The sequence below is a fragment of the Kitasatospora sp. NPDC049285 genome, from assembly GCF_040678815.1.
In the GTDB taxonomy this organism is placed as follows: Bacteria; Actinomycetota; Actinomycetes; order Streptomycetales; family Streptomycetaceae; genus Kitasatospora.
Genome location: NZ_JBFAQR010000060.1, coordinates 12,749 through 36,663 on the forward strand (window position 1 = coordinate 12,749; position 23,915 = coordinate 36,663).

Here is a 23,915-nt window from a genome sequence, read left to right on the forward strand (position 1 = left end):
CCAAACCCGCCCGATCACCGGTGGATTCCGGCTCAGTAGTCGTACTGCAGCTTGATCGCGGCTTCGAGATCTTCGCGCTTGAAACCGAGCGCGGAGGCGAGGACGTGCATGCCCAGCCGTGGTGGCACGGCGTTGCCGATCTGCTGGGCGATGACGCTGCGTGCACCGGGGGCATTGACGTCGTCGCCGTTTTCGCGTCGCCACGGATAGTCCCGGGGGAACGTTTGGAGTACACCCAACTCGGCGAGCGAGAACACTCCGAGTTCCCGGCCACGCCAGTCGAGCTTGTTGCGTGAACCCTTGCCGGTCACGGTGGCGGAAGGCTCGTCGTACCGGCGTCGCCCTCGCGCCTTCGGGTTACCGCCGGTTCCGTAGTTGGAGACCACCTCGAAGCAGTCCGTTCGCCCGAGCGCCTCCCCCATTGTCACCCAGGGCAGGCGGGATGAATTCCCCGAGTTCCGGCTGACCCCCTTCCTGTAACGCCGGTGAGAAGGCTCGGGAATCTCTGGCGCCCCCTCGATTTGAGCGCCATCCCCCGCCCAGCGAGCGATCAGAATGGCACGACGGCGAGTCTGGGGAACCCCGAATTCCTCAGTGTGGAGGATCTCCGGCTCGGCTACCGCGTAGCCCTTGCTCTTGAGGATCTCCCCGAACGCCTGCCAGACCGGGAGTACCGCACGAACCTGTTCTAGGACGATCGCCTGATAAGGCCGTCCGTCGATGAGTGCCTCAAGTGCCCATCGCAGCGGTTCCAGGACCAGGCCGGTACGTTCGTCGCTGAGCTGCTTGAGGTCGTCGCGAATCGCCGCGAACTCCTCGTCGTGGCGCCCCGGCTGGACGGCGGCATAACGATTCGCGAACTCGAGAACCTGATCGAGTGCGGCCCTTCCCTCACCGTTCCCGGCGACGGTGAAGGTCTGACACGGGGGCCCGCCGGCCAGCACGTTGGCGTCTTTGAAATCGCTCGGCTTGAACTCGCGCACATCCCGGTTCCTTGTCGGGAGCCCGGCTGCCGTGCGTGTAGCACATGCGTCGTCGTCCCATTCGATACCGGCGACCACCGGAACGCCGAGCGCCTGCGCTGCCACATCCAGCCCTCCCGGGCCGGCGAACAGGTCGATGATCTTGAAGGGCGCAGGCACGCGGTTTCCTTGCGGTTCGGGAGGTGTGGGAGAGCTGCGGTCCATGCCCACTCTCCCGCGTCGCGGACACAGGTCGCCCCTATGCTAGCCGGCCGGATCGGTTCTTCGAACCGGATGACCGGGTGACGCCGCCTATACTCGCTCGGCGGCCTCGAGCGCGCAGGCGATCGCGCGGCCCACGGCCTCGGCGACCGGCGGTGGCAGAGCATGGCCGACCTGCCTGTACTCGGCGGTCTTTCCGCCAGCGAGCTGCCAATCGTCGGGGATCGCCTGGATCCTCGCCGCCTGCCTCACCGTGAGCTTGGGGTGGCCGTCCACCGGGAAGTCGGCGCCTGGGGGATCATCTGCCAGGCTGTTGCCGTCGACCCCCAAGCCGGCCCAAGCTCGCTTGCTTCCGGTGGGGCCGAGGTCTGCCCCGCCTCGGTTCTCCGAGCCGCCTACGAGCGCGGGCGCCACGCGATCCGCTCGGGCGGACCAGGTATCGGCACCGGGCCAGCCGTGGCTGGCCATGGAAGCACCGAGTACCTCACCAACGGTCGGCGCGGGCCTGCCGATGGGCTCCGGCCAGAAGAAGCCGGAGCTGAAAGGCTCGAGGAGAGCGACGAGAAATCCGCTCTTCCGGTGCTGGGGCACACCGAAGTCGGCGGCGTCGAGCACTGCCCAGTTCGAGTGGTAGCTGGCTTGCGCCAGCTCGGCTTCGATCCAAGCACGGTCGGCGGAGAAATCCGGACTTGCGACGAGATCGGCGAGGTTCTCAATGAGAACCACCTTGGGTCGGACGAGGGTCACCAGTCGCAGAGCGGCCTCGAGCACCTTGCGTGGTTCCTCGTCGTCGGCCCTCCGCACCGCGGCCGCCGACTTGATTCGAGGCAGGCCACCGCTGAGCAGGTCTACCTCTAGCGCTTCTGGGTGCTGCAGAGGGTCGAAGTCCCCGATCTCGCTGCAGCGCACGTCCCAGTGGGGGCGGTTGAGAGAGATGGTCGCGCACGCCTTGGGGTTGCGGTCGAGCAGGAGGATCGGTTCGAAGCCCGCGCGCTCGAGACCGAGTGCCTGGGCTCCGGACCCGGCGCAGATCTCCAGCGAGGTGAGCCGTGACGACACTTCGCGGTGAGCATCACTCGCTGGCCGGGCTTTGGACTGTGTGCGCTCCGAGACGGGCGCGGGCACCTGATCCGATGCTCCCGACGATGGGGATTCCGGGGAGGACGCTCGTAGCAGCGCGGTCACCGATTCATGCGCGACGGCTCGAAGTTCCTCATCAAGCGCCTGCTCCTCGATTCCGTCGAAGAGGACGAACGGAGCGAGTCGCAGCATTCTCTTGAGAAAGTCACGCAGAGTGTCGCGTTCGTTCAGACCCCGCAGGTCGAGTCCGTTCCAAACCCGCAGGATGGCCTTGACCGTGTGCGGGCTTCCGCCGAGCGCCGCTCGACGGGCATAGATCTGGTCGAAGGCGGCCTCGCCGAGGATTCCGAGCGCGCCGTAGGGCTCCGTGTCGCCCGACGAATGGACGAGTTGGGCCCGCCACCACAGACGGCCGAAGACATGACGAGTGAGATCAGTGCCGAGTATGCGGTCTCTGGGCGGTTCGGGGTAGCGCCAGTAGGCCACGTCCGGCAGCAGGACCAAGGCCAGGAACGCCCACACGTCCCGTGCGGCGGCCTCGGCGGGGACCAGCCCCATCTCCGAGTGCAACAGCGCCGCGAGTCGGATGTCGAACTCGGCGTTCCGCGCGCGACCGGCCGGCTCTGGAAAGCCGGCATCTGCGGCGAGGTCCAGCACCAGGCCGCGCAGCCGGTTGAGTTGGGCATCGGAAATCCGGTCGCCCCCGGTCGCGACGTAGACCGCGGAGTCGTGGGAAGTGGCCACCTGCTTCGTGAGTTGGGCAAGCGGGAGTTGGCGGTATTCGTCGAACAGGCGTCGAGCCTGGTCGGAGAGCAGACGGGGGTAGAGATTGCTCATCGCGACACCTCGAAGATCTTCACGGCTTCCTGCATTTCCGAGGCGAATAGGCTCGGTGACTGGTGTCGGCGCAACCTCATGTCACTGATCGAGCGACCGGGAAACAGCTGGTCGAACAGCGCCGTCAAGGTCTCCCCGAGCGACTCGGCTGGGAACTCGGCGCCATCGACGAACTCGTCGAGTGACAGCGCATGTTCGATCATGGTCCGTGCGGTGTCCGCGTACACCGCGGAAAGTACGATCCTGTCGATGTCTCGCGGCTTGCCCGCGTTCTCGAAGGCCGTGGCCACCGCCGTATTCCGCTCGTTGACCAGCAGAAGCAGCGAGCCCATGGTCGCGCTCTCCAGGTTGCCGCTGATCTGCAAATGCCAGGCCGCACCGTCTGGAAAGGAGGTCCGCCCGAAGTCGATCACTGCCATCGGGAATTGCGGTGCGTCGCCCTGAAGCCGTAGGGCCGAACGGTCACTCCACAGGACCGATCCGGCGCGGCGCGGCGAGGACGGCCGGCCGTCACTTCGGTGTTCAGCGAGTAGAAGGGCGGTATCCACGAAGAGGAGTCCACCCAGATCGGACCCTCGAAGCCGGACGTCGAGCGAGACGGCGGCCGACCCGCTGCCCGTAAGGCGGACGTGCTGGGCGGGGCCACTGAGGTTGGAGCCGGTGGCCGTCCAAACGACGGCGAGCATGAGCACGGCTTCGGGCGGGAGTCCTGCCTGGGAGCGTGCTCGGTCCTGGTCGATCCGGACGGTTCTACGCAGGTGCAGATCCATCTGGTAGTCCCAGTCGGGCAGGGCCTCGGGCATAGGGATGTGGCCGTCGTCGGTGATCAGGTCCCAGGGGTCGACCTGGACGACGTCTTCGGACGGGATTCGATACGGGAGTGCCCGACGGCTCACTGGGCCTTCACCGCCTCGACCTTGATGTCGATTTCCGTCATGGTGTCCGGAGCGGGACGGACCACGGCTCGCCACACGACGTCACTTCCGTCGATTTCGAACGACGGGTCGGTGTGGAGGCGTCCCGTAGCGTCCTGCCAGCCGACGAGCTCGGGCATCTGCGCATCCAGGGGCGGGTCCGACTCTCGGCCGCCGCTGCCCGGCAAAGTGACCGCCAGGTCGACGCGAACACGCTGGCGCCCTGGTACGGGCAATATGAACTCCTGCACGAGGACGGTGGTGTCGGAACCGTCCTCGTAGTAGGGATCGCCGAGATACTGCACGCGGGGGCGACGGCGAATGGACCCACCCCCCGGAGCGGCTACTCCGTGGCCGTGCGCGGCACCCGCATTGGCATTATCGCTTCCCGAGCCGGACTCCCCTGAAGCCGGGTGAGTAGTGGTGAAGCCGGTACTCACCCGGGGGCGGCCTGAGTCGACCGGTTCGAGGAGCTCGTGCTCGGCGACCTCCGCGACGCGCGAAGAGGGAGTCGCCGTGCTACCGGGTCTGCGGTAGTCCGTTGCGCCGCCGATTCCCCAAGCGCCTCCTACGAGCCCTGCGAAGAGTGAGCTGGCCGCTCCCAGTGCCACCTTGGCAGCACCGGGGCGGGCGGTCCCTCCGAGTGCGAGTAGCCCGTCGATCTGTTCCTGAATGCGCCGGAACGTCGTTCGGACGAAGGTGCTATCGGGGTAGTCCAGTGACTGAGGGTGCCAGGCGTCGTGCGTCGGTGGTTCGGCCCGCGCGTACGCGTCGTCCATGTCCGGGTCTCCCCGGAACACCCCGGCGTAGCCCTGGTTCACGCTCGGCGGCTTGGGTCCGGGGTGGTAGGTGACGACCAATTCGGCGGGCCGCATGAGGCAGACGTGATGGACGAGGTCTTCCATCCCGAGCAGGCGAGAGGCGCTGCTGGGTTCCAGGGGCGGGATGATCCGTGTGACCAGGCCGAGCCTGCCGAGGTGCTTCTTGGGTTTGCGGCACTCGATGTCTTTGCCGTTCGGGCCGAGCATGGCCTCGTAAGCGGCGACGAACATGTCGAGGGGGCGGGTCTGCCGCGGGTCGGGGACCGGATGATCCCTGCCGTCGCAACCGACGGTGAAGCGCATCGCGGACTGTCCGGTACCGGTAGCGATCATCTTCGGCCACAGATGCCAGGTCACGGTCTCGGCGAGGTACTCTGCCGCGGCCGCGGGCTCGAGGTCCTCAAGGGAAGGGTCTACGACCACGATGGTGGTGCCCGTCTCGGCGGGACCGAACGGCTTGAGACCGAGACGTCGGGCCGTGGCCTCGGCTTCGGCTCCCACGAGGGGTTCGACGACCGGGCCCGAGGCATCGCCCCACCAGTGCCTACCGGTGTACCGACGTTCGCCGTTAGGCCCGGAGGCGACGTAGCTCTTCCACAGGGCACAACCGATGAGCCTGGTCTCGTACCCGCCCTCGTCGGTCCGGCAGCGTGTGTGTACCAGGATCGTGCCGCATCTGGAAAGCAGGTAGAAGATGCCCTTGCCGAAACCGTAAGTGCCGCCACCGAGCGCTGTATTACGCGGTTCGCCGATGTTGCGGATGAACGAGACGAAGTCTCGGTCGTCGCCGATCGCGTCATCGGCTCTGGTGGGTCCACCGAGACCTCGGGTGCCCCGGTCGGAGATCGCCACCACTCGAACCACGCCACGCATCAGCGACTCCCGCAGCGGGAGATGGGCGCTCATCGGTGCCCCGCCCAGAAGCAGCTCACGCCACTCGCGTACGTGTGCGGGGCCGACCGTCCCCAGGTCGATTCGATAGTCGACCGGTTCGGGGGAGCCCTCCAGGCGCGCGTCCCAACTGTTCTGTGCGGACTCACGCACCAAGATGGTGAGAAGGTCGAGTTCGGGGCGTCCGAGCTGGTTACGGATGCCTTCGGCCGCACTTGCGCCTTCCGGAGGGAACGGCTGGGACAACCAGCGGGGATCCGTCACACGGACTCCTGGATCATAGTGTTGATCACCTCGGACACGGTCTCGTGCGTCAGCGGCACGGGATGTTCTCCGGACAGGTCGATCGTGTACTCGACCTCCAGGATCGTCACCGGCACGCCTGCCGCCGCGAGGGCTTGGCTCGTCAGTCCGGGGAATTCAGCATCGACTCGATACCACGCCTCCTCGGTGATCACGAAGCGCACATCCCGGTAGTAATCGCTGTCGGAGGGGTGGAAGCCGGCCGAAGCGAGCAGTTCGAGTAGCGAGCTCTCGTCGTCGCAGAGCCGCAGTGCCCGTTCGATCGACTCGATGAATCCGGTGCCCAGGCCGTCTGCGGTGGTTCGCTGGAGGCGGAACCAGGCCAGGCAGAGGAGACCGTCTGCCGGTGGTTCCAATTGGTCGAGCCCATGGATCCGCGGTCTACGTCCCTCACCCACCGTGGTGGCCTTCACCTCGACGGCGGTGGTCGCCGTCGAGAAATCGTGACTGTGACCATGCGGACCGCGCCAGAGCCGGTGAGCGCTCGGGTCCTGGTCTAGAAGCCGATTCAGTAGGATCAACTCTCCGAACAAACCGGCGAGTTGCTCTGGCCCCAGCGGCTTGTTCTCTGTACGGAACAGCGCCCGCCACCGGTCGAGGACGCGGTATAGGGCCTTGACCGGGGTTTCGGGCATGCTCTCGGCTACGACCAGAACCTCCACGCACAGTTCCGTGAACAGATCGTTGAGGTCACCTCTCAGACATCCGAGATCGGCGTACGTCTGATAGATCTCTTTGTCCTCCAACGGTCGCTTGCGCAGCCGGAGAACTGGGCCGTCCAAGCCCGTCCGGACCTTCTGATGCGAATGGATCGGCACGAGGAGGTGGCGGTGACCGTCATGATCGACACCCACCGCCAAGGGCCCGCTGTCTGTGTTCACGGGCAGCTGGGAGACTCGCAGGTGCCTTTCACCACTGGCTTGTTCGGCCTCGAGAGCGGTCCAGTGCTGTTCGACGACCTTCCGGAGCGCGCTGTCGGTCATGCGCCTTCACCGTCGAGGAAGCTGTAGTCCTCGTCTTCGATCTGGATCCCGGAGAGGTCGGCCGAGATGTACTTCTCCACGGTGCTGTCCAAGCCCCTCGGCTCGGGGAAAACCAGGCCGACGCCGATGACGTGTTCTTCTGCGTTCAACGGCTCACGCCGCTGCTGCTTGGACGGGTCGGGCGTCGAGACCTTGTCGATCGGGTAGAGGACCAGCAGGCCGTGGTCGGGGAACTGACGCATCCGCTCGGCCTTGATCTCCTGCTCCGCGAGCTTGGCCGTGTCGCCCCCCAGGTCGACGGCGGCGTCGCGGCGGCTCATCAGCGTCTTGATGTCGGCGAAGTCCGGCGTGGGGCTGGTGGTGGTGACGCGGGCGCGGCTGATCCGGCCGACCGTTACGCCTTCGGCGAAGGTCAGAGGCTTGTCTTCGGTACCGCCGGGGTGGCCGACGATCGCGATATTCCACCTGCCCAGCGAGCCGGCCGTACGGACTCGCTTCTTGATGTAACCCGTGATCAGGTCGCCGTCGTTCTCTTGGGACTTCTCGTGGAACTGATACGACGCCAGGAAGTCGGTCACGAGCTCGTGCGGCACGTCGCGAAAGATGTAGCGACCGTCCTCAGGGCGTTCCTCCATCCGCACCGAGTGTGTCTTGGCCGCGGTCACGAGCGTCCGGGCGGCATCGAGATTGCCCCTCAGCCATTCGGCGTTGGTGTGAAAGTAATGGGTCTGAACGCGCTTCCCGCCGTAAGAGGAGGCGGCCATGACGGCGCCCCGCATCTTGGCGGCCGCGGTGACACGCATCGCCGGATGCGTACGAAGACGCACGGCGAAGGTAAGCGGCGTCTCGGCCTCGGTCATGTAGACGTCGATATCTCGACGCATCTCGGTCTCGACGGTGGCGATGTGGCGGAACCATCCGGCGAGCTCGTCGGTCATCCAGATCCGCGGGAGGTCCGCGTATCCGTTTCGGAACCCGAACCAGCGTCCCATCTGCAGGAGCGTGTCGTACGCCGACACCGAGCGGACGAAGTAGCTGACCGACAGGCCTTCGAGGGTCAGTCCCCTGGAAAGGGTGTTACCGCCCACTGCGATCGCCACGACCGGACCGTTCTCATAGTCCAGTCGAGCTTCACTGCTGGAGTTGTCCATGATGATCCGGCAGCTCGCGAGGACGCCCGGGAGTTCCGGAAGAAGTCGGTCGAATTCCACCTTCGTCTCGTGAAACTCCTCGGCTGCGACGCGGGCGGTCTCTCGGTCCCACAGCCCGCGCAGCCGAGCGACGAACTCGGGATTCGCCAGGGCCTCCGCAGACCGATCGCGCAGTCGCTCGAGTGGCCGCTCGAAGCTGTTGTGTACCGCCGTGTTGACGCTGGTGTGGATCAACATCGTGTTATGCGGATTCCCCCTGTCGCGCACGCGTCGAGCGGCCGTGGCCAGCCAGAAGTATTCGACGGCCTCACGAAGGGTGTCGGTGATAACCGGCTCGAAGCCGTCGACGTCCGCCTTCGTGGCGGGACGCACGTACGGCACGTCTTCGTCGGGGATCGACCGAATCATGTCGTGCCCGTCGTCGACCTGTTCCGGATCCTCACCGTCGAGCGCATAGCGCCCGAACAGAACCTCCGTGCCGAAATGACCGATTGGCTTCGGAAGGTTGACCACGAAGTCCTTCGGGTAAAGATCTTCGGCGCTCGGATCGATCAGCAGGTTGGCGAACGGAGACGCGGTGTAGCCGAGGTATGCACACTTCGGCAGACTCTCCATGATGCTCAAGATCAGCGGGTTGATCGACTTCGTCGCCACGGTCGCCTGATCAGCCTCGTCATCGATGATCAGCGCCGGGCAGTCCTGCAGGTACTCCGACGCCTGATCGAGCCAACGAGCGAGCTTGCGCAGCACCGTGGCGTTCTTCTTCACAACGCACAGCACATGCGTCTTGTTGCTCTTGCCGAAATACGAGGCCGGGTTCTCCTGCGGAGTGAAGTCCTTGTCGGGCCCCGTTAGCTGGGACCACAAGGTTGGATTCGGCTCCACGAGCTGCTGAATCAGTCGCGCCTGGGTCTGGCGACGAAGGCCGTTGTGGACGCCCGCGAGGACGATGAACAGCTTGTAGCCACGGTCTGCAGCCTTCGCCACGACCGACGTGAAATTGGTCGTCTTGCCGGACTGCACGTAACCGACGACAAGACCGCGTGTGGAAAAGGCCCTCTCCCGCGGATGGTTGAGCAACGACACGATGCGGTAAGAGGAGTCATCGAGACTCTTGACCGCTGGCTCCGGCCATCCGTCCTTACGAAGCAGGGCCTCGATCGCCGGCCAACACTTGTCCTTGGGCTGCGAGCCCGTGTACCAGGTTTCGCGAGCCCCGTCCTCTACGACATGGGGTTCCTCGAGCTCTCTGACACGAATCGCCTCCCGTTCGTGCCGGTCTCGGATTTGCTGGATAACATCGGGGCCGATACCGAACTGCTCCAGCCGCTTAATCGAGTCTGCCGGAGTGAACGTGTCAAGAAGCGCCTTGAACGTGTCGTACATTCCGTCGAATTCATCGGTCATAGCAGTCGACCGTTCCCCGATCTCGTTCGATAGAGCCAATATTATTCGAAGTCCGCGCCGTCGCGCTCTTACCGCACCGCAAAAACACGCTAGCGTTCTTCACAGGCTGCGCCTCTCGGCTCCAGCGGCTAGACCGCGCGTATTCCGACCCACGGCGGAGTGCAAGCCAGAGGACCGTGGAGTATTCATCAGCGATACCGCTTCCGGGGTGACGGCCAGAGCCATCACCCCGTCGTTCAGGCCGATTACGACCAGCCCGTCGACCTCCTCGATGGAAAGCGCCGGGGAACGAACGGGAATGACCCGCACCGCGTGCGAGACGAAGGGATCCCAGAGCCGGACCGTGTGGTCGTTTCCCGCGGTCACCAGAAGAGTCCGATCACCCGTCACGACCGCCCGGACAGCCGTGACCCGGCTTGTGTGGCCCTCGTGAACGGAAACCACTTCGCCGGTCTCGGGGTCCCACAGACGAACCGTGCGATCGTCACCGGCGGAAGCGAGCAAAGTGCGATCGCCCAGCGGCACGGCACACACGGCGTTAACCGCCTTGGTGTGGCCTTCGAAGGTCCACCGCATGCTGCCGGAGTCCAGGTCCCAAAGACGAATCACCGTCCCGCCGCCGACCGCGGCGAGGCGCTCGCCTGCAGCCGCGAGCAGGGTGCGACCACCCGTCGAGAGTGCGCATACCGCATTGAACGACCCGGTTTCGCTGTCGAAGGTCCGCGAGGACTCGACGGCCTCGGGGTCCCACAGACGAACGGTTCGGTCGTCGCCAGCAGTGGCGAGCAGAGTCCGATCACCGATCGGGACCTCGCATACTGCATTGATTCCGTCCGGGTGCCCTTCAAAGCTATGCAGAATCTCACCGGTACCGGCATCCCGAAGACGGATCGTGTGATCGCCGGCCGTGACGAGCAGACTGCGATCACTCGTGGACAGGGCGCAGAGGGCTCTAATCCGGCCGGTACGACCTTCCAGGGTTCGCCGTACGGCGCCGGACTCCGGGTCCCACAACTGAACGCCAGCGTCGTGTCCGGCGGTCACGACCATCGGCCGGCCTCCCACCGAGACGGAACACACCGCCGACACCCGGCCGGTGGGGCCCCCAAGTCCGCCGGAAACCGCTCCGACCTCCGGATCCCACACACGAACCATGGAATCATCACCAGCCGTCACGATCAGCGGCTGACCCCCCACCGAGACGGCACACACCGCCAACACCCGACCGGTATGGCCCTCAAGCCCCCCGCACGCCACACCGGCCTCCGGATCCCACATGCGAACCATGGAATCATCACCAGCCGTCACGAGAAGCGTCCGCCCCTCCACCGAGACGGCACACACGGCGTTGACCCAACCGTCGTGCCCTTCGAGTACGTGCACCGACTCGCCCGACTTCGGATCCCACACGCGAACCGTGGAGTCGTCACCGGCGGTGACGAGAAGCGGCCGGTCCCCCACCTCGACGGCACACACCGCCAGTACCGCACCCGCATGTCCTTCTAGGTCTCTGTAACCGGCACCGGACTCCGGATCCCACAAACGAACCACAGAGTCGTTCCCGGCGGTCGCGAGAAGCGTCCGTCCCTCCACCGAGACGGCACACACGGCGTTGACCCAACCGTCGTGCCCTTCGAGTACGTGCACCGACTCGCCCGACCTCGGGTCCCACACGCGAACCGTGGAGTCGTTCCCGGCGGTAACGAGAAGCGACCGGCCGGACGTCTCGACCGCGAGCACGGCCCTGACTGCTCCGGTGTGCCCTTCAAGGACGTGCAATAGCACTCCGGACTCGGGATCCTGGAGGCGAACCACAGAATCGTTCCCGGCGGTCGCGAGAAGTGGCCGGCCCCCCACCGAGACGGAACACAACGCCTGAGCCGAGCCGTTGTAGCCTTCGAGAACCCGCAGTTGGTCTCCGGTATCGAGGTTCCAGAGACGGACGGTACCGTCGTTCGCGGCGCTGGCGAGAATGGCGCGGCCCTCCATCGGAAGCATGCACACGGCATTGACCCAGTCACCGTGGCCTTCGAGAACGATCTCTTCCAGGTGAGGTGCCCCTGCGGCCCAGACCCCGCGATACGGCGCGCGAAGCCCGGCGTCGCGATACGTGTGGCCCAGGTGTTCGCGTGTCTCCGTCACGCTGAAGAGGGCTACCCGGTCCTCCGGCGCCGCGTCGAGTGCCTGCGGGGTCATTCGCAGCAATCGGCTACGGGTACGTCCCGCCGCCGAGGTCGAAGCCTTTGCGGCTGGCACCAGCCGACGAAGGTCGGCGTAGAGGGGATAGGAGTGGTCTTCGAGCAAGTCGTCGATGACACGTCCCCGGGCGGCGTGGTCGGGCAGTGCGCGCAACAGGTAGTCGGGAGCACCTTCCCAGCCGGTGTCGCTACCGACGCGCTGGAAGGCGATGGCGATCGAGCGTTCATCGGCGATCGCCAGCTCGGCTGCCCGGCCGACGACGAGCGCTTCGTTCAGCGCTTGGTGAAATAGCCTGAAGGCACTCGCTTGAGCGGCGACATCGCTCGACTCGATCAGGAAGTTCGCCGCCGATGATCGGGCGAACGCCCGAAGGTCGTCCGGGGCTGGGGTATGACCGGTTAGAGCGCCTACTGCGATGGACCAGAGACCGAGCGTCATCCCAGGAGACTCCGCGTAGGCCAGCGCGGTAAGAACGTCATCTGCCGGAATACCGTCCAGCGATGGCAGGAAGGCGAGGTAGTCCCGGAGTGCGGCGTCGACGGTCGGTGTGAACGAGATCGAGGCGGGATCGATCGCCGTACGATCGTGCATGCCGTGGGAACGCGCGACCAGTCCGGCGATCAGGAAGTTTCCCTGCGCGATGACGGCAATCCGTTCGGCCACCGCGTCGGCTGCGACTCGTGCGTTGTACGGATTGTCCGAGCGCTCGTCACCGAGTAGTTGAAGAGTCGCCAGCGTGTAGGCGACCAGGTCCTCTTGCGCGGAGAACCTCGGGCTGTCGAGGTCCAGGACTTCGAGGGCACCGCCGAATGGTGCGATGAGGCCTCCCACTCCGTCCACACGTCGACAGCCGACCACCACCGTCACACCGAGGTCCGCACACGTCTCCGCAAGGGGAATCGCAATGGACCTCATGATCGCCCGCGCATCCTCGGGCGTCGCGGCTTCGTCGAGAGCGTCCACCACGACGGCGAAAGTTCCCGGCGGCCGTCCGCTAAGCGCGTTCCTCATCAGGAGAGGCAGATCCTCCACATCGCCCGGAAGCACGGCGGACGCAGCGGAGGCGATCTCGCAGGCCACATCCAGAGCGGTCTTGCCTCGTGCGTGAACCGCACAGGCCACGGATCCCTCTGGCGCACGAACGGCGTCGTCCTCGGACGGTAGAGTCGCCGCAATCGCCTGATCGGCGGTGGTGACGATGCGGCCGAGCACGGCGGATTTTCCGACCCCGGGGGAACCGGTCACCACCAGGACCTGTCGGCGATCGCCCGCCGAGCGGGTGATCCAGTCGACGATCGCAGTAAGCGCTGCCACACGGCCACGGAACCGGAAGCCTCGCTCGGCATCCCTACTCACACCGCGGGCACGGGGGCGCCAGTGTCGGGCGGCTTCCGGATCTCCCGCCAGGGTCCAGCCCCACTCGGACAGCGCGGCCTCGCCAGCGTCCTCGACGGTCCAGTCGGTAAGCAGCTGTAGCTTTTCGTCCGGCAGGTAATCGGCGATGGCCCACATGCTTAGCGCGCGGGCCTCGTCGCCGTTCGGCCGGGCCTGACCCACCATCCCGACGACGGCCTGGTGGTCCGCCGACCAGAGCGCGGCGCCGCTGTCGCCGGGGCGGATGGGACGACGGTCGGCGTCCAAGCGAACCCAACCGTAGGAGATCGACTCACCGACGCGGCCATCCGAGGAGTCGCCCAGAAGGTCGTCGGAGAAGCCGAAGGACCACCACGAGCTGCCGACGAGCTCACCCGGCCTGGGTCGGCGCAACGGCGCAGCGAACTCCTCTGACACCGCCTCCTCGAGGATCAGGACGGCCACGTCCTTCACCTTTCGGACAGCCGGATCAGGTGCCACGACCCGGTCGACCTTGATCCGCCGGTGCATCAGCTCATCGGCCTTCGGGAACGCCACCCACAACGGACTGCGCAGCTCATCCTGCGCGAAGACCACATGGGCGCACGTCAGCACCCGATGGGCATCGATGAGAAATCCCGAGCCGAGCGGCTTATCGTGCAGCTCGGACCGGTGGACGGCTGCCACCCAGCCGTCCACCGCCGGTCGGCGACCATCCGGGGATGCCGCGCTCATTCCTGACCGTCGGCCTCGTCTCGGCCGGTGCCGGGCCGCCATGTGAGCTTTACGCCGAAGTTGGCCTCCGTGGCGGCCTTGGCGACTACCCAGTTGACCGACCCGTTCACCTTGATACCGAACGAAACCTCGACCTCCGAGGGACCGAGCCTCACGGCCTGGTCCAGCACGGCTCGCGCTGCCTCGATAGCCGGGCGCGCGGCCTCCTGGACTCGGCCGAGGATCTGATCGGCACCGACCTGCTGGTATTCATCCGTCGGCTCGATCTCGAACTGAACCACGGTATCCGGATCCAGCTCGTACGACACCACCTGCGACGCCACGGGCCCCCCTTCGAGTTCTCTGCTGCGAAGACGGTACCGGCAACCCCGGGATGGCGAAGAACCGGCGGCACATTCGCTCGCGGAGTGGCGAACGTTTCGTTCCTGAACGTAGCGATTGGTGACGGTTCGTCAGGGGAGGTGTTCCGCCCTTCGTGCACGTCGGTCGGGGTCGGATCCGCTCGCGTCCGCCCAGTCGGCTTGACCGTCGTCCAGAGGCCGGCGTCCACTTCGAGGTACCTGCTGGAGCCGATGGCCATCTCCCACCACAGGGCAGCCCTCGGAGTTCGGCTTGGACTCCACAGGGCCGGTGAATGCTCTGAAAGCCTCCCGAAGACCGCGCAACGAGCGCGACCACGCCGTGCCACAGCTGGCCCTCGGGTATCGGGGCCTCCTCCGGCGCAGCAACAGCAAGACCCAACGACCCGTATCGTCGGAATCGAAACGCATTCTCGACAGCCGAGGGACGGCCAGTGACAGTGAAGAGCACGAGCAGATCGTCGGAGACGGCCGTATCCGACCGCTCGTGGCGGCCTCGCCAGGGACTCGATAGAGCACAGCGATCGCGGGAACAGGACCGTGCAGCCGGCGGCGCCGGGCGACGGCTCGTGGATGCCGGCGGAGGGCGACTACGGCCAGCAGCCGTGGTACTGAGCGGATCCAGCCGCACCGGGCGGGTGAGGGCCGTGCTCCAGTGGTCCGTCGACGGCCATTCGAGCCGCGTCCCGCTCGGGGAGGTAGACCACCGCACTCGCGCCGAAAACCTCCGTGAAGGTTGGCGGTTGGCGGAATCGTCCGGGCTGCTCTCGAGCGCGCCGGCTGCAGAGGGCTCGTGGGCGTCATCTCCTGGCACCCGGAAGTCCATGCAGGCGAACAAGGGGAAGAACACGAAGCCCGAGCTGCGGCTCCGATCCCTCCTGCACCGAGAGGGGCTCCGGTACCGGGTTTCGATTCGGCCGGTTCCGACACTCCGTCGCACTGCGGACATCGTGTTCACGAAGGCGAAGGTGGCGGTCTTCGTGGACGGCTGCTACTGGCACGGATGTGCCGAGCATCGGACCGTACCCAAGACCAACCGCGACTTCTGGGCTCCGAAGATCGAAGGGAACAAGGCCCGGGACGCGGAAACCGTGCGGCTGCTCGAACAGGCCGGTTGGACGGTACTCCGGTTCTGGGAGCACGTCCCGGCAGAGGATGCCGCCCGACAGGTTATCGAGGCGGTCACCACTGCGCGCCTGAAGGCCACCGCGGTGAAGCGATTAGAGAGGACGACCGTTCAGTAGGTCGTCGACGGCATCGGCCTCTCGTCGCAGGACGATCCTGCCATCGCCGTCACTGAAGGCCACGATCCGCGAACCGACCGAGAGGCCTGCCTCCACGATGATCCCCATGGGAAGCTCGACGCTCCCGTCTTCGCGGATGACGGCCTCGACAGGTTCTCTGATCACGGCTTCAGCATGCCATGTGCGCGCGAATCGCGTACCGATCACCTCTTGAGACGGCCGGAGGACCGGCGATGTCCACGGGAACCTTGAGGTGCCATGGGCCACGGCCAGCGAACGCCTTCGCCAGACCAAGATCATCCCAGGGATTTTTCAGGGACTTTCCGCTCTGCCCGAGGGACCTTCCAGGGACTTTTTGCCGCCTAAGACAGCAAGGGCGTGAAAGATCGGAAAGGGCCTCCGACGCAGGTCAGAGGCCCTTTCCGGGATAAAGCCGCAGGTGGCGGCGGACGAGTCGGCCTGTACGCCGGGTTTTGTGGCCCCTGGGTTGCTTGCGCGGCCCAAGGCGGCGGCCATCCATCTAGGGCTGCCGTTACCGACAGCCTCGTGCGGTCTACCCGCGAACTCGGGCGAGCAGCCCTCGAACATCCGCGCACGACGCCCGAAGGCGTCGATCTTGACCTTGCTCCGAGTGGGGTTTACCGAGCCGGCCGAGTCACCTCGGTCGCTGGTGGTCTCTTACACCACCGTTTCACCCTTACCCTCCGCCGAGGCGGGGGCGGTCTGTTCTCTGTGGCACTGTCCCGCGGGTCACCCCGGGTGGGCGTTACCCACCACCCTGCTCTGTGGAGCCCGGACGTTCCTCGGCGGGCCCGTGAAGGACCCGACGCGACCGCCCGGCCGGCTCGTCCGCCGTACTGGTCATCGTAGCCGCTCGACGGGGGCCTCCCGTACCGGACCCGGGGTCTGGTCGAAGCGGGCCGCGACGCGGGCGGCGGTGGCGGTCGCCCAGGGGGTGGTGGTCACCAGGCCGAGCGTGAGGATGATCAGGCCGAGGCCGGTGATGATCCACCAGCCGAGGTGGGTGGCCTGAGTGAACCCGCCGGCCGAGACGACGGCGCTGGTGACCGCCGTGCCGATCACCGCGACGCCCAGCGACTGGCCGATCTGTCGGCTGGTGGAGGCCACCGCGGCGGCCACGCCGGCCTGGGCCAGCGGCATCCCGGAGACCGCGGAGTTGGTGATCGGCGCGTTCACCAGTCCGAAGCCCAGGCCGAACAGCGCGTAGGCGGGCAGCAGCAGGAGCGCTGAGGAGTCGGCGGTGAGTCGGGTGAGCAGCACCCCGCTGGCGGCCATCGCGACGCCGGCCACGAGCAGCGGCAGGCGGGGGCCGCGGCTGCCGACGATCCGGCCGGAGAGCGGCGCGGCGAGCAGGGTGAGTCCGGCCATCGGCAGGGTCCACAGTCCGGCCTCGACCGGGCTGTAGTGCCGGACGTTCTGCAGGTAGAGGGTGTTGAGGAAGAGGAAGCCGCCGAGTGCGGCGAACGCGCAGACGGCGGTGACGGTGGCCCCGGTGAAGGGCGCGCTGTGGAAGAAGCGGGGGTCGATCAGCGGCTCGGCGACCCGCCGTTCCCAGAGCGGGAAGGCGATCAGCGCGGCGACGGCGAGCGCGCCGAGGGTGAGGATCGCCGGGGAGGTCCAGCCGTGGCCGGGGCCTTCGATGATCGCGGCGGTGCCGCAGCCGAGCATGACCACCATCAGCAGTTGGCCGACCGGGTCGAAACGGCGGGCCCGGGGCGCGCGGGACTCCGGGATGTAACGGAACGTCAGGGCGAAGGCGGCCAGCCCGACCGGAATGTTGATCAGGAAGATCGACGGCCAGCCGGCGCTGTCCACCAGGAAGCCGCCGATCAGCGGGCCGAGCGCCATGCTGATGCCGACCACACCGCCCCAGACGCCGATCGCCCGGGCCCGTTCGGCGCGGTCGGTGAAGGTGTTGGTGATGATCGACATCGCCACCGGGTTGAGCATCGAACCGCCGACCGCCTGCACCGCGCGGAATCCGATCAGCCAGCCCAGCCCGGGGGCGAGGCTGCACAGCAGCGAGCCGAGGACGAAGAGCACCAGTCCGGCCATGAAGACCCGCTTGCGGCCGATCCGGTCGGCGATCGAGCCGGAGAGCATCAGCAGCGAGGCGAGCACCAAGGTGTAGGCGTCGATCACCCACTGGAGCCCGGAGGCGGGGGCGTCCAGGTCGTGCTGGATCGCGGGCAGCGCGATGTTCACCACGGTGTTGTCGAGACCGACGATGAACAGGCTGAGGCAGCAGATCGCGAGGATCAACAGCCTGCGGCGACGGTCCGGCGCGGTACTCGGTCGACTCATGACCCGATCATCGCACCGGACGTTTCGAGGCCTCTTCCATCCGCTACCCGCCCCACTATCCGGCCGCGAGCGGGGCGAGGGCGAAGCGGACGGTGCGGGTGTCCGGGTCGGCGCGGGTGAGGCGGACCCGGACGCGGCGGCCGAGCGGGAGGCGGTCGGGGGCGTCGCACTTGGCGACCACGGCGGGCTCGCGCAGTTGCACGGTGCCGACGGTGGGCTTGCGCTCGTCGACGTCGATCACCACCGCCTCGAAGTCCTCGCCCTCGCGACCGCGGAGCAGCTCGGTCTCCACCAGGTCCACGCAGGCGCGCTCCACCTCGTGGGCTCGGCGGTCGCCGCTCTCCATCAGCGCGGGCACCCGCGGCAGGGCGTCGCGGACCCAGCCCGGGACGTCGGTGCCGCCGGCCACCGCGAGGCAGATCTCCAGCGCGTAGCGGTCGCCGAGTCGGCGCAGCGGCGCGGTGCAGTGGGTGTAGGGGGCGGCGAGCGCGGCGTGGCCGGGGTCGGCGGGCGGGGCGATGCCGCGGGCGGAGTCGAAGGCGTGGTAGCCGGCGCCGCGGAGCAGTCCGGTGCACTCGTTGAGGAAGGCCGCGTCGGCGGTGCGGGCCGGGTCGAGGGAGCGGATCAGCGCCGGGTAGGGCAGCTCCGCGGGCCAGTCCACGCCGAGTGCCGCGGCGACCCGGCGCAGTCGGGCGTAGGCGGACTCGGGGGCGAGCGGCAGGGTGCGGAGCAGGCCGATGCCGGCGTCCAGCATCAGTTCGGCGGCGGACATGCCGGTGAGCAGGGAGACCTGGGCGTTCCAGCCGTCGGCGGGGCGGGGTGCGCGGTAGCCGAGGCGGTAGCCGCCGTCGGCAGCCTCGACCTCCTGTTCGGGGATCGGCAGGCTGATCCCGCCGCGGGCCTGCTCCTGGGCTTCCCGCAGCCGACCGATCTCGGCGAGCAGGCCGAGTTGCGCGTCGGCGGTGCCGGCGTCGATCCGGCCCTGGACGGTGGCGTAGTCGAGTCGGCGGCGGGAGCGGACCCGGGCGCGGCGCAGGTCGGCGAGGACGAGCGCGCCGTCGGCATCGAGGTCGAGCTGCCAGAGCAGGGCGGGCCGCAGTTCGCCGGGCAGCAGGCTGGCGGCGCCCTCGGAGAGCCGGGCGGGATGCAGCGGGACGTTTCCGTCCGGGAAGTACAGGGTCTGCACCCGCCGGGTGGACTCGGTGTCGATGGCGCCGCCGGGGGCGACGTAGGCGGCGACGTCGGCGATCGCGTAGTGGACCCGGTAGCCGCCGTTGCGCCTGGCCAGGTGCATGGCCTGGTCGAGGTCGCGGGAGTCCGGCGGGTCGAGGGTGAACAGTTCGAGGTCGGTGGCGTCGAACTCCGGCAGCCGGGGCAGCGAGGCCACCCGATCGGCTTCGGCGAGCACCTCGGGTGGCCAGTCGGTGCGGATCTCCAAGCGGGTTCGGAGCTCGGCGAGTTCGGTGTTGATCCTGGCGGTCTGGGCGGCTCGGACGCTGAGGTGTCGGCGCGGCATGGTCGCAGCGTAAGGCGGAGTAGCGTGGATGGCGCGTCGGAACGCCGCTAATGCGGTTGTGGCGTAGGGGGATTGGCCATGGAGGTGGCGCCGTGACGGTGGGGACGGGTGGCCCGGATCGGGCTGCGGGTCGGGGACGGGCCGGGCATGCCTGCGGATCGTGCGGCCGGGAGGTGGCGGCGGGAGCGTCCGGGGTTCGCCCGGGCGGCCGGCGGGTTCGGGCGACCGCGGCAGCGGTGGCGGGGACGCTGGCGGCGGTCGGGGGCCTACACGCGGTGTGGGCTTACTCGCCGTGGCCCTGGCGGGACCGGGCGCGGTTCGCGGACGCGGTGGTCGGGGTCGGCCCGGAGGCGATGCCGTCCGGCGGGATGTGCCTGGGGGTGGCGGGGCTGCTCGGCGCGGGCGCGTACCTGGTGGGTGCGCGCGGCGGGGTGGTGCCGGCGAGCGGTCCGCGCTGGGTGCGGGCGGCGGGCGCCGCCGGGGTGGCGGGGGCGCTGCTGGTGCGCGGGGTCGGCGGTCCGGCGCTGTTCGCCGCCGGGCACCCGGCCCGGTCGACCCGCTTCGTCCGGCTGGACCGGCGGGTGTACGCGCCGCTCTGCGTGGCGCTGGGCGCGGGTGCGGCGGTGGTGGCGGCCGGCGGCGAGTGACCCGGCGGCGCTGCCCGCGCACCTCCGGGACTCGATGTCGCCGGTAGGACTCGATGGCCGCGGCGGGACTCGGTGTCGCCGGTAGGACTCGATGGCCGCGGCGGGACTCGGTGTCGCCGGTAGGACTCGATGTCGCCGGTGGGACTCGGTGGCACCGGTGGGATTCGAGGGTCGGGGGGTGAGGTCGTTAGGGTTGGCGCGTCCTGGTGCTACAGATTGTTGAGGGGTGTCGCCGTGCTGGTTCTGCTGCCGCCGTCGGAGGGGAAGGCCGCGCCGGAGGCGGGAGCGCCGGTGGAGCTGGCGGAGCTGTCGCTGCCGGGGCTGACCGGGGCGCGGCGGGCGGTGCTGTCCGCGCTGGTGGAGCTGTGCGGAGGGGACGAGGACCGGGCCGCCGAGGTACTGGGCCTGAGCAAGGGCCTGCGTGGGGAGATCGGCAAGAACGCGGCCCTGCCGACCACGGGCGCGTTCCCGGCCGGCGAGGTGTACACCGGGGTGCTCTTCGACAACCTCGGCCTGGCCAAGCTGGACGAGCGGGCGTACGCGCTGGCGGAGCGTTCGCTGCTGGTCTTCTCCGGACTGTGGGGCGCGGTCCGGATCAGCGACCGGATCCCTCCGTACCGCTGCTCGATGGGGGTGAAGCTGCCGCCGTTGGGCGCGCTGGGCCCGTACTGGCGGGGCGTGCTGGGCGGCGTCCTGCCGGAGGTCGCGGACGGACTGGTGCTGGACCTGCGCAGTTCCGCGTACGCGGCGGCGTGGAAGCCGGCCGGTGAGCTGGCGGGCCGGACGGCGACGGTGCGGGTGCTGCAGGAGCGCGAGGTGGACGGGGTGCTGAAGCGCACCGTGGTGAGCCACTTCAACAAGGCGACCAAGGGCCGGCTGGTCCGCGACCTGCTCGCCGAGGGCGTCGAGCCCGCCTCCCCCGGGGACCTGGTGGACGCGCTGACCGGCCTCGGCTACCGGGTGGAGGTCTCGGCCCGGGGCACTGCCCGCAAGCCCTGGCAGCTGGACGTCATCGTCACCGACGTGCACTGACCGGATCTCCCCGGCACCGCCCGCACACACCTCGCCCACAGACACACCTGACGGACCGTCACAAGATTATGGACGGCCCGTCAGAAAGCGTGCTCAGCGCAGGTGGCCGGTGTCGTTGAGCAGCCGCAGCGAGGCGTTGCCGTCCCGGTAGTACTGGACGGCACAGAGCGAGGCCGCGGAGAGCTCCATCCGGTGCACCGCGTCCGGCGGGGCCCCGAGGGCGAGCCGGACCAGGGTCTTGATCGGGCTGACGTGCGACACCACCAGCACGGTCTTGCCCGGGTAGCGGGCCAGCACCTTGTCGCGGGCCTGGCCGACCCGGTGGGTGAGCGTGGTGAGCGACTCGGCGCTGCCGGTGGGCTTGGCCTTGGCGGAGGTGAGGAACGCCTCCAGGTCGTCGGGGTGGCGTTCCTGCACCTCGGCGAAGGTCAGGCCCTCCCAGTCGCCGAAGTCGAGCTCGCGCAGCCCCTCCTCGATCCGCACCTCCAGGCCCAGCCGGAGCGCCACCGCCTCGGCGGTCTGCCGGGTGCGCAGCATCGGCGAGGCGACCACGGCCTGGACGGTCCCGCGGGCGGCGAACGCCTCGGCGGCCCGCTCGGCCTGCCAGCGGCCCTTCTCGGACAGCCCGGGGTCGCTGCCGCCGCTGCCGGAGAAGCGCTTCTGCGGGGTCAGCGGCGTCTCGCCGTGCCGCAGCAGCACCAGGGTGGTAGGGGTGCCGACGTCGGCGGGCGCGGCCCAGGCCGCCCGGGGCGCGGGGGCGGCGGGCAGCGCCTCGTCCTCGGCAAGTGCGGTCACCGGTGCGGCAAGCGGCGCGGGGACCGCCCCGGCCGCGGCCCGGGCCTTGGGCTCCCACTGGCGGCCCACCTTGCCGGCGTCCATCGCCTCGTTGGCGAGCCGGTCGGCGTCCTTGTTCTTCTCCCGCGGGATCCACCGGTACTCGACGTTGCCGCGCGGCAGGATGCCGCGGGCCTCGGCGGCGAGCGGCTGCATGTCGGGGTGCTTGATCTTCCAGCGTCCGGACATCTGCTCGACGACCAGCTTGGAGTCCATCCGGACGTCCACGCGGGCGTCGGGGTCGAGCTCGCGGGCGGCCCGGAGTCCGGCGATCAGGCCCTTGTACTCGGCGACGTTGTTGGTGGCGCGCCCGATGAACTCGGCGGCCTCGACCAGGATCTGGCCGGTGTCGGCGTCGCGGACCACCGCGCCGTAGCCGGCCGGCCCCGGGTTGCCCCGGGAGCCGCCGTCGGCCTCGACGATGAACTTCGCCACCGGGTCAGACGCCCGACTCGCCGGTGCGGATCAGGATCCGCCCGCAGTTCTCGCAGCGCAGCACCTTGTCGGTGGGCTCGGCCTTGATGGCGTTGAACTCGGTGATCGAGAACTCGGTGCGGCAGCCCTCGCAGCGGCGCTGGTACAGGCGGGCCGCACCGACGCCGCCCTGCTGCTCGCGCAGGCGGACGTAGAGCTTCATCAGGTCGGCGGGGATCGCGACGGAGACGGCCTCGCGGTCGCGGCGGACCTTCTCGGCCTCGGCGTCGAGCTCGGCGAACTGGGCGTCGCGGCGGCCCTCGGCCTCGGCGACCACCACGGAGGAGTGCTCCAGGCGGGCGGTGAGTTCGGTCACACGGGTCTGCGAGGACTCCATGCGCTCCATCACCTCCAGCACCACGTCCTCCAGATCGCCCTGGCGCTTGGCCAGCGAGACGTTCTCGTGCTGGAGGTTCTCCAGGTCCTTCGGGGAGGTGACCGCGCCGGAGTCCATCCGCTGCTGGTTGCGGGCGGAACGGGAGCGGACCTGCTCCACGTCCGCCTCGGCCTTGGCCAGTTCGCGGGTGGTGTCGCCGAGTTGGGCCTGGGCGGCGATCACCAGGTCCTTGAGGGCGGTGTGGTCGGCGGCGGCCTTGTCGATCTCGGCGTGCTCGGGCAGGGTGCGGCGCCGGTGGGCCAGCTGGTCGAGGCGGGAGTCGATGGCCTGCAGGTCGAGCAGGCGGATCTGGTCGGCGGGCGCGGCGTTCACGCGTCAGGCTCCTGTGGGTGGATTTCGACGGGGGGTCAGGGGGCGTACGGCATCGGCGCGTGCGCCGTCCACGGGTCGGTGACCCGGGTGGAGATGCGGCTCTCCAACGACCAGTCGCGCTTGGCCGCGCGGTCGGCCAGTTCGCGGGCGGCGAGGGTGAGCCAGGGCCACTCGGTGGCCCAGTGCGCGGCGTCGACCAGGGCGAGCGGCGCCGCCTCGGTGGCCTCGGACGCCGGGTGGTGGCGCAGGTCGGCGGTCACGTACGCGTCCACGCCGGCGGCGCGGGCCTCGGCGAGGAAGGAGTCGCCGGAGCCGCCGCAGACCGCGACGCGGCTGATCAGCCGGTCCGGGTCACCGGCCGCGCGGACCCCGGCGGCGGTGGCGGGCAGTCCGGCGGCGACCTGCGCGGCGAACGCGGCCAACGTCATCGGCTGCGGGAGTTCACCGATCCGGCCGCTGCCGCGGCGGCCCGCCGGGTCGGTCGGGTCGGCCACCAGCGGTCCGGTGACCCGCAGGCCGACCGCTTCGGCGAGCGCGTCCGAGACGCCCGGGTCGGCGTGGTCGGCGTTGGTGTGCGCCACGTGCAGCGCGATGTCGTGCTTGATCAGGGAGTGCACCGCCCGGCCCTTGAAGCCGGTCGCGGCGACCGTGGTGGTGCCGCGCAGGTAGAGCGGGTGGTGGGTGACCACCAGGTCGGCGCCCCACTCGACGGCCTCGTCCACCACGGACTGCACGGGGTCGACGGCGAACAGCACCCGGTTCACCTCGGCGTCGGGATCACCGCAGACCAGGCCGACGGCGTCCCAGGACTCCGCCCACTGCGGCGGGTAGATGTCTTCGAGCACGGCGATGACGTCGGACAGTTTCGGCACCTGTCGAGACTACCGCGTGTCACGCCCGGGCCCGGCCGTGCCCGG

The 23,915-nt window shown here is 68.6% G+C and carries 16 protein-coding genes and 1 other RNA gene; 3 read left to right on the plus strand and 14 right to left on the minus strand.

The window, feature by feature from the left end; genetic code table 11:
• Nucleotides 1-32: 32 nt before the first annotated feature.
• From AB0K51_RS28425 to AB0K51_RS28460, 8 genes are all read right to left on the minus strand, one after another.
• Nucleotides 33-1,142, minus strand: a complete 1,110-nt coding sequence (locus AB0K51_RS28425; RefSeq protein WP_363460016.1) for a DNA cytosine methyltransferase — start codon at nt 1,140-1,142, stop codon at nt 33-35.
• A gap of 132 nt (nt 1,143-1,274) precedes the next feature.
• Nucleotides 1,275-3,101, minus strand: coding sequence for a DUF6339 family protein (locus tag AB0K51_RS28430; protein WP_363460017.1), 1,827 nt, complete (start codon nt 3,099-3,101; stop codon nt 1,275-1,277).
• Nucleotides 3,098-3,997, minus strand: a complete 900-nt coding sequence (locus AB0K51_RS28435; protein ID WP_363460018.1) for a hypothetical protein — start codon at nt 3,995-3,997, stop codon at nt 3,098-3,100. Before AB0K51_RS28435 ends, AB0K51_RS28430 begins: the two co-directional genes overlap by 4 nt.
• Entirely contained in the window at nt 3,994-5,991 is a 1,998-nt protein-coding gene (locus tag AB0K51_RS28440; RefSeq protein ID WP_363460019.1) for a hypothetical protein, read from the minus strand. The genes AB0K51_RS28435 and AB0K51_RS28440 overlap by 4 nt, the downstream gene beginning before the upstream one ends.
• Nucleotides 5,988-7,013, minus strand: a complete 1,026-nt coding sequence (locus tag AB0K51_RS28445) for a PD-(D/E)XK motif protein (RefSeq protein WP_363460020.1) — start codon at nt 7,011-7,013, stop codon at nt 5,988-5,990. Before AB0K51_RS28445 ends, AB0K51_RS28440 begins: the two co-directional genes overlap by 4 nt.
• Nucleotides 7,010-9,571: a Z1 domain-containing protein gene (locus AB0K51_RS28450; protein ID WP_363460021.1), complete on the minus strand. Its 2,562-nt coding sequence runs from the start codon at nt 9,569-9,571 to the stop codon at nt 7,010-7,012. The genes AB0K51_RS28445 and AB0K51_RS28450 overlap by 4 nt, the downstream gene beginning before the upstream one ends.
• 99 nt (nt 9,572-9,670) lie before the next feature.
• The gene (locus AB0K51_RS28455) at nt 9,671-13,810 is read right to left on the minus strand and encodes a hypothetical protein (RefSeq protein ID WP_363460022.1); all 4,140 of its coding nucleotides are present in this window, start codon (nt 13,808-13,810) and stop codon (nt 9,671-9,673) included.
• Nucleotides 13,811-13,854: 44 nt separating this feature from the next.
• Nucleotides 13,855-14,181, minus strand: coding sequence for a CU044_2847 family protein (locus AB0K51_RS28460; RefSeq protein WP_363460023.1), 327 nt, complete (start codon nt 14,179-14,181; stop codon nt 13,855-13,857).
• A 779-nt stretch (nt 14,182-14,960) separates the two neighbouring features.
• On the opposite strand from AB0K51_RS28460, the gene AB0K51_RS28465 reads away from it, so the two are divergent.
• Complete coding sequence (locus AB0K51_RS28465) at nt 14,961-15,461, plus strand: very short patch repair endonuclease (RefSeq protein WP_363460035.1); 501 nt, start codon at nt 14,961-14,963, stop codon at nt 15,459-15,461.
• Nucleotides 15,462-15,907: 446 nt separating this feature from the next.
• On the opposite strand, the gene rnpB is transcribed toward AB0K51_RS28465, so the two are convergent.
• The 3 genes from rnpB to AB0K51_RS28480 all read right to left on the minus strand — a co-directional run bounded on the left by rnpB (nt 15,908) and on the right by AB0K51_RS28480 (nt 19,302).
• Nucleotides 15,908-16,309, minus strand: an RNA gene (rnpB, locus tag AB0K51_RS28470) — RNase P RNA component class A.
• Between the two features lie 13 nt (nt 16,310-16,322).
• Complete coding sequence (locus tag AB0K51_RS28475) at nt 16,323-17,786, minus strand: DHA2 family efflux MFS transporter permease subunit (protein ID WP_363460024.1); 1,464 nt, start codon at nt 17,784-17,786, stop codon at nt 16,323-16,325.
• A 55-nt stretch (nt 17,787-17,841) separates the two neighbouring features.
• Nucleotides 17,842-19,302, minus strand: coding sequence for an RNB domain-containing ribonuclease (locus tag AB0K51_RS28480; RefSeq protein WP_363460025.1), 1,461 nt, complete (start codon nt 19,300-19,302; stop codon nt 17,842-17,844).
• A 50-nt stretch (nt 19,303-19,352) separates the two neighbouring features.
• On the opposite strand from AB0K51_RS28480, the gene AB0K51_RS28485 reads away from it, so the two are divergent.
• Nucleotides 19,353-19,949 (plus strand): DUF3995 domain-containing protein, encoded by a 597-nt coding sequence (locus AB0K51_RS28485; RefSeq protein WP_363460026.1) that lies wholly within the window; start codon nt 19,353-19,355, stop codon nt 19,947-19,949.
• 234 nt (nt 19,950-20,183) lie between these two features.
• Nucleotides 20,184-20,981 carry a peroxide stress protein YaaA gene (yaaA, locus tag AB0K51_RS28490; RefSeq protein WP_363460027.1) on the plus strand — a complete coding sequence of 266 codons (798 nt, stop codon included), beginning with the start codon at nt 20,184-20,186 and terminating at the stop codon, nt 20,979-20,981.
• A gap of 93 nt (nt 20,982-21,074) precedes the next feature.
• Here the strand turns inward: yaaA and AB0K51_RS28495 are convergent, their stop codons facing one another.
• The 3 genes from AB0K51_RS28495 to AB0K51_RS28505 are packed head-to-tail and all read right to left on the minus strand — an operon-like array spanning nt 21,075 to nt 23,870.
• On the minus strand, nt 21,075-22,250 hold the full coding sequence (locus tag AB0K51_RS28495) for a bifunctional RNase H/acid phosphatase (RefSeq protein WP_363460028.1): 1,176 nt from the start codon (nt 22,248-22,250) through the stop codon (nt 21,075-21,077).
• A gap of 4 nt (nt 22,251-22,254) precedes the next feature.
• A complete protein-coding gene (locus tag AB0K51_RS28500; protein ID WP_363460029.1) occupies nt 22,255-22,998 on the minus strand; it encodes a C4-type zinc ribbon domain-containing protein in 744 nt (247 codons plus the stop codon).
• Between the two features lie 35 nt (nt 22,999-23,033).
• On the minus strand, nt 23,034-23,870 hold the full coding sequence (locus tag AB0K51_RS28505) for a Nif3-like dinuclear metal center hexameric protein (protein WP_363460030.1): 837 nt from the start codon (nt 23,868-23,870) through the stop codon (nt 23,034-23,036).
• Nucleotides 23,871-23,915 lie beyond the last annotated feature (45 nt).

Excerpts from the sequence above, each read along its gene's own strand:
- AB0K51_RS28450 (WP_363460021.1), bottom strand. The coding sequence starts at position 9,571 with ATGACCGATGAATTCGACGGAATGTACGACACGTTCAAGGCGCTTCTT.
- AB0K51_RS28485 (WP_363460026.1), top strand. The coding sequence starts at position 19,353 with ATGCGGTTGTGGCGTAGGGGGATTGGCCATGGAGGTGGCGCCGTGACG.
- AB0K51_RS28445 (WP_363460020.1), bottom strand. The coding sequence starts at position 7,013 with ATGACCGACAGCGCGCTCCGGAAGGTCGTCGAACAGCACTGGACCGCT.
- AB0K51_RS28430 (WP_363460017.1), bottom strand. The coding sequence starts at position 3,101 with ATGAGCAATCTCTACCCCCGTCTGCTCTCCGACCAGGCTCGACGCCTG.
- AB0K51_RS28475 (WP_363460024.1), bottom strand. The coding sequence starts at position 17,786 with ATGAGTCGACCGAGTACCGCGCCGGACCGTCGCCGCAGGCTGTTGATC.
- AB0K51_RS28480 (WP_363460025.1), bottom strand. The coding sequence starts at position 19,302 with ATGCCGCGCCGACACCTCAGCGTCCGAGCCGCCCAGACCGCCAGGATC.